The 5011-nt window shown below is 70.1% G+C and carries 5 protein-coding genes; 1 reads left to right on the top strand and 4 read right to left on the bottom strand.

Annotated features, from left to right (window positions below; translation table 11 throughout):
* Positions 1-55: 55 nt before the first annotated feature.
* Positions 56-577 carry a tetratricopeptide repeat protein gene (locus HNV26_RS36765; RefSeq protein WP_140866103.1) on the bottom strand — a complete coding sequence of 174 codons (522 nt, stop codon included), beginning with the start codon at positions 575-577 and terminating at the stop codon, positions 56-58.
* Between the two features lie 6 nt (positions 578-583).
* Entirely contained in the window at positions 584-2014 is a 1431-nt protein-coding gene (locus tag HNV26_RS36760) for a hypothetical protein (protein WP_171445506.1), read from the bottom strand.
* 202 nt (positions 2015-2216) lie between these two features.
* Here HNV26_RS36760 and ruvX point away from each other — a divergent pair, with 202 nt between their 5' ends.
* Entirely contained in the window at positions 2217-2672 is a 456-nt protein-coding gene (gene ruvX / locus HNV26_RS36755; protein WP_090490369.1) for a Holliday junction resolvase RuvX, read from the top strand.
* 32 nt (positions 2673-2704) lie between these two features.
* On the opposite strand, the gene HNV26_RS36750 is transcribed toward ruvX, so the two are convergent.
* Entirely contained in the window at positions 2705-4288 is a 1584-nt protein-coding gene (locus tag HNV26_RS36750; protein ID WP_216613078.1) for an ArnT family glycosyltransferase, read from the bottom strand.
* A gap of 80 nt (positions 4289-4368) precedes the next feature.
* On the bottom strand, positions 4369-5011 hold a 643-nt coding region (locus HNV26_RS36745), incomplete at its 5' end, for a hypothetical protein (RefSeq protein ID WP_171453018.1).

Genomic DNA, 5011 nt, shown 5'->3' with positions numbered 1-5011 from the left:
CCACCCGTCCGCTCCCCGACAGCCGGGTGGCCCCACGCCCCCCCCGACTCCGGCGCTACGGCTGCGAGTCCTCCTTCAGCTTCTCCACCGCCACCAAGGTGATGGCCTTCACCAGCGCCCGCGCCCGGCGGCCGCCCGCCGTCTCGCCATGCGGGTCCGCCTCCACCGCGTTCGCCAGGTCGGTGAAGCCCTGGCGCTCTCCCTTGCGGAGGTAGAGCTCGCCCCGGTTGGCCAGCGCCACCGGGTTGTCGGGCTCACGCTCCAGCGCGGCGCTGTACTCGGCGATGGCGTCGTCCAGCTTGCCCAGCTTCTGGTACACGGTGCCCAGCGCCGCCCGCGCCGCCGCGTCCTTCGGGTTTCCCTCCACCAGGCCTTCGAAGAGGATGCGGGCTTCCTCCAGACGTCCCGCCGCCGCCAGGTCACACCCCACCTGGGCAATGGCCTTCGCTTCCTCGAAGGTCATCCCCTCCACTTCGGCCCACGTCGCCTCTCCCCGGGCAAACGCCTTCAAGCTCTGCACCGCGCCGCGCTGCATCCGCATGGCCACCGCTCCCTCATGTTTGATGATGCGTCCCATGACCGCTCAGGCGCTCCGCAGGTTGGAGATGGCCGTCTTCGCCATCTCGTGGAACTTCGAGGACATGTTGCTCATCAGGTCGAACATCGCCTTGCGCTTCTCCACCAGCCGCTGAAGGCGCAACTCCAGCTCCTGCATGCTGCTCTCCAGCTTCGCGCCCGCCTTCCGGTCCGCCTCACCGTTGCCCAGCGAGGCCCGCTGGTCGCGCACGTTCGCCATCTGCTCCATCACGTCGAGAATCTCCTCGTCCGTGTCGCTGGAGATGGACATCAAGATGGCTTGAATCTTGTCCTCGATGCTCATGTTGGGGTTGTCGACGATGCTCCGCACATTCGACGAAGTGCCGCCCACCGGCCGGCTTCCGCCAGCGCCGCTCGCGGGCTGCGTTCCGGATGACGCCTGCGCTGCGTCCGCCTGTCGCAGCGCGGCCGTGACGTCCGGCCGGCCCACGATGCCGTCCCGCGGCCCCACGCCCGCGGCCATCTCCAGCCGGTCGTAGTAGGCGGGGTGGTCCTTGAAGAACTGCGCGGCGCGCTTCAGCGTCGACGAAGCGCCCGGGCTTTTCAGGATGGCGTCCAGGTTGTCGCGCGTGAGCAGGTTGTCCCGGGCCCCCACCGCGGTATCGAAGGTCTCCCAGTTCTCGCTCAGCACGCGCAAGGCGTCGTGGTACTCGTGGAAGTCCGGGTCCAGCGGGCTCGGCGCCGACGTCGGCGGGCTGCCCGACACAGGCGAGGAGCCACCGCCGCCGGACGTGCCGCCCGTCCCGGGAGGCGTCGTGCCACCGCTTCCAGGGCGCACGGGCCGGCCATACCGCGCGAACTCCGCATCCACCGCCTTGAGCTCGCGCTGGAGGTCCTGCACCGAGAAGGTGTCGAGGTTGTACAGCGGCGAGAAGATGCCAATCCGCGCCAGCGGCCCCTGCCGGTCGAGCCGCTCGAAGAGGGCCGTGTTCTCCACCATGAAGCGGGCCGCGTCCCGCAGTTGGGGAGACAGGCTGGAGTCCGTGGAGATGCGCTGCAGGTCTTTCTTCGACAGCGAGCCGCTCTTCTTGCCATCCAGCAGGTCCAACTGCTGGAAGTTCGCCTCCAGCACCTTCAAGGCGTCCGAGTAGTCGAGCATCTTCGGGTCCAGCGGACTGCTGCCCGGATTCAGGATGGGCGACGAGGACGCGGAGGGCGCGTAGCCGCTGCCGGCCTTCGAGCTGCCCGAGGAGGACGCGTGGTACTCCGTCTTCGCGGGCGGGTTCTTCGACAGCTCCTGCGCCACGCCCATGGCGCCACTGGCCGCCAGCATGACGTTGCCCGTCGCGGCCCCCGCCGCGGCCTTGATGGAGTTGGTGATGAGCGGCGGCAATCCCAGCGCGTTGCCCGCGAAATCCACCGCGGTGGACATGGGGCCAGCCAGCAGGTTGGCCGCACCTTTGAGGAAGTCGAGCATGAACCCTCTCGCGCGACGGGGTTGGAGTGGACGCCGCGCAGTCGTCCTTCGGACGGGAACGCTGGATTGCAGCGGCGGTGCCGTCCGGGGGCGTGGGTGGCACCCAGCGAATTCCGGCGGTTAGCACTCACCGAAGCAGGGGCACGTCCCCAGGCGCGGACGGAGCGGTCCACGACGAAGGATTGCGGTTAAGTTCCGCGGCATGCGCACCATGGGCCTGGACCTGGGCACCAAAACCATTGGAGTGGCCGTCTCGGACGGACTGGGCCTCACGGCCCAAGGCGTCACCACCGTTCGCCGCACGTCGCTCAAGGCGGACCTCGCGGCGCTGGCCACCGTCGCGAGCGAAAACGAAGTGACGCACGTCGTGCTGGGCCTGCCGCTCAACATGGACGGCAGCGAGGGCCCGCGCGCCGAGGCGTCCCGGAAGTTCGCGGACACCCTGGCCCAGTCGCTGGGGGTGACGGTGGAGCTCTGGGACGAGCGGCTGTCGACCGTGGCCGCCACACGGACCCTGCTCGAGGCGGACGTCAGCCGGGCCCGCCGCCGGGAGGTCATCGACCAGGTGGCCGCGCAGTTCATCCTCCAGGGCTGGCTGGACGCCCACCGGCCGCCCGATACCGACTACCACCCCGACGACTACGACTCGGAGCCCTGAGGGGGGCATGAGGGCCCCTCCAGGCGCCCGCGCTACGGCTGACGCCGGTACACGTGCAGCGGCGCGGTGAAGCCATCCAGCTTCTGGTAGGCCACGCCGTCCAGCACCAGCGAGCGCTCCTCCAGCTTCACGCCCGTGGCCTTCGCCAGCTCACCACCGTCGAAGCGGACCAGCACCTCCGGACGGGCCTCCTGCATGCGCTGGTGGAAGGTGTCCCAGCGCACGCGCGCCAGCCGCTCCTCGGGGAGGCCGGAGAAGAAGGCCAGTTGCAGGTCCATGTAGTTCGGGTCGACGTCGAGCGCCGCGGCCCCCCCCTTGGCGGCGACTTCCGCTTTCAGGAACTTCGCCACCTGCATCAGCGCCACGGGATTCGTGGACGTGGGGCTGATGGGACGCATCGTGGTCTGCAGCGGCCCGTCGGCACGGAACGTATAGACGCCCATCGCCACCGGCATGGCCACGGCGACCAGCACCGTCACGCCCGCCAGGGCCTTGCGCAGCATGGGCCCACGCGCTGCCACCAGCCCGGCGAAGCCGAAGGCCACGAAGACGGGGAGCAGCGCGACCTGCGTCACCGTGAAGCGGCCCAGCGGGACGAAGGTCAGCAGCACCGCCGCCCGGAAGGTGAAGTAGGCAGCGGGAACCACCGCCGCGGCCACCAGCCAGCGCGTGTCCGGACGCGAGCGCCACGCGCGAACCATGCCCGCCATGCCCAGCAGCGCGACCAGAGGCGACAGCGTGAGCAAGGCGATGCCGGGCCAGAACCCCAGCTGCTGCAGCCGCCAGAGCACGTTCGACCCCGAGCCCAGGGACGACTTCACCCAGTTACGGTGGAAGTCCTCCACCGCCACCACCGGGAAGAACGGGTTGCCATGCATCAGCTCATTGCCCTGCATCCACAACAGGGGGAACGGCAGGCACACCAGGCCGAAGCCCACGGCCCGGGTCAGCGCCACCACCTTGTCCTGGCTGCTGAAGCACAGCGCCACCGTGAGCAGCGGGATGTACATCCACGCGTCGTAGCGAAGCGCGCACGCCAGGTTGAGCATCAACGCCGCCTGGAACAGGGGCAGGAAGCGGTTTTCATCCACGCCTTCCGCGTACAGCGCGAAGGTGGCCAGCATGAAGAAGAGGGACACCGCCTCGCTGCCGGCCGTGGTGGAGAACTGCATGTGCATGCCCCACGCCGCGAAGGACAGGCCAGCCACCACGCCCGCGCGCCAACCGAAGAGCCGGCGCGTCAGCGCGAACAGCGGCACCACCGACAACACGCCGAACAGCAGGCTCACCACACGGCCCGCGACCTCCCGGTCGAACACCGACAGCGCCGCGCCCACCAGGTACATGTGCAGCGGACCGAACTGATAGGCCCCGTCCCCGTAGGCGGTGATGAGGTGCGGCGCCCGCAGCCAGCGCTCCGCCAGCTCCGTGCGTACCACCGCGTCACCGAAGAGGTTCTCGTTGACGAAGAACACGCCCAGCCGCGGCACCAGCGCCGCCACCAGCAACAGCCCGACGAGCAGTCGGGTGCCTGGCTCGTGCTGAGGGGCAGGCACCGCCGACAGGCCAGGTGCGTGGGGAGGCGAAACGGAGAAGGGGGCGGGGGCGGTGGCCATGACGCGCGGCAGGATACGCAGGCACGGCCCAAAGCCAAGCCAACGCCCACTGTTCCCTTGCTCGGGGAGCGCGGCCGACTTCACGGTGCGCGAACCTGCTCCCCTTCCGATATCCAGGGGGCTGCAATCATTTCAGGGTGCGCCGGGGCCAGGGGGCTGCCGGACTCCAGCGTCACCCGCGTGCGGCGGACCACCTCCAGCCGCCGGGGGCCCTGCGTCCCCAGTTCGGCGCGCGACGTGTAGAGGACCTCCAGCCGCTCGGGAAACGGGCGGCGCAGGTCGAAGCGCAGCTCGCCCTCGGCCCTGGGAGCCGGCGGACCTTTCGCTCCCTGGGACTGGAGGAGGAAACGCACCCGGCCGCGGGCGCCTTCCAACTCCACCAACTCATAGGTGACGACGGCCAGCCCTTCCTCCTGGGCTCGCGCCACGACCCAGCGCGCGCCCGCGCCCACCGGCTCTTCCGGAAGCCGTGGGGTGACGAGCCAGTCCGAGGACAGCGCCGCCCGCACCAGGCTGCTCAATGCCGCGGAAGCCCCGGGCCCCAGTTGCACCCATGCCTGAACCGGCGCCCCCCGGTTGGAGAGCACCACCGCTCCATCCCGGCCACTCGCCGCGCCCAGTTCCTCCGCCAACCGCCACGCCGGCACCATCCCCTCATCGTCCACGGCGCGGACCTCGGGACGCCCCACCCGCACGTGGTAGCGCGCCTGCCCCTTCCCCGCC

Source organism: Myxococcus xanthus, assembly GCF_013116825.1.
Lineage (GTDB): Bacteria > Myxococcota > Myxococcia > Myxococcales > Myxococcaceae > Myxococcus > Myxococcus xanthus_B.
Note: the sequence above shows the minus strand (reverse complement) of the source record. Positions and strands in the feature narration are given on the sequence as shown.